The organism is Photobacterium sp. GB-36, from assembly GCF_003026135.1.
Taxonomy (GTDB): Bacteria; Pseudomonadota; Gammaproteobacteria; order Enterobacterales; family Vibrionaceae; genus Photobacterium.
This window is the reverse complement of record NZ_PYNY01000069.1, coordinates 1-1,034: the sequence shown is the minus strand read 5'-3', so window position 1 is coordinate 1,034 and position 1,034 is coordinate 1. Positions and strand designations below refer to the sequence as shown.

At 50.7% G+C, this 1,034-nt stretch carries 1 rRNA gene; it reads right to left on the bottom strand.

Annotation, left to right across the window (positions count from 1 at the left end):
- Positions 1-1,034: ribosomal RNA gene (locus C9J46_RS21295) — 23S ribosomal RNA — on the bottom strand; the annotation flags it as partial.

Here is a 1,034-nt window from a genome sequence, read left to right as displayed (position 1 = left end):
CCAACGTTAGAACATCAAGCATACAAGGGTGGTATTTCAAGATTGACTCCACAACCACTGGCGCGGTTGCTTCAACGTCTCCCACCTATCCTACACATGTAGGGTCAATGTTCAGTGCCAAGCTATAGTAAAGGTTCACGGGGTCTTTCCGTCTAGCCGCGGGGACGCAGCATCTTCACTGCGATTTCAATTTCACTGAGTCTCGGGTGGAGACAGCGTGGCCATCATTACGCCATTCGTGCAGGTCGGAACTTACCCGACAAGGAATTTCGCTACCTTAGGACCGTTATAGTTACGGCCGCCGTTTACCGGGGCTTCGATCAAGAGCTTCGACCGAAGTCTAACCCCATCAATTAACCTTCCGGCACCGGGCAGGCGTCACACCGTATACGTCATCTTTCGATTTTGCACAGTGCTGTGTTTTTAATAAACAGTTGCAGCCACCTGGTATCTGCGACTCCCGGCAGCTTAGAGAGCAAGTCTCATCACCGCTAGGAGCGTACCTTCTCCCGAAGTTACGGTACCATTTTGCCTAGTTCCTTCACCCGAGTTCTCTCAAGCGCCTTGGTATTCTCTACCTGATCACCTGTGTCGGTTTGGGGTACGATTTCTTATAATCTGAAGCTTAGAAGCTTTTCCCGGAAGCATGGCATCAATGACTTCGTCACCGTAGTGACTCGACATCGTATCTCAGCCTTAAGATGGTCCGGATTTGCCTAAACCATCAGCCTACATACTTGGACCTGGACAACCGTCGCCAGGCTCACCTAGCCTTCTCCGTCCCTCCATCGCAATTATAAGAAGTACGGGAATATTAACCCGTTTCCCATCGACTACGCCTTTCGGCCTCGCCTTAGGGGTCGACTTACCCTGCCCCGATTAACGTTGGACAGGAACCCTTGATCTTCCGGCGAGGGAGTTTTTCACTCCCTTTATCGTTACTCATGTCAGCATTCGCACTTCTGATACCTCCAGCAAACCTTACGATTCACCTTCAACGGCTTACAGAACGCTCCCCTACCCAATGAAGTAAA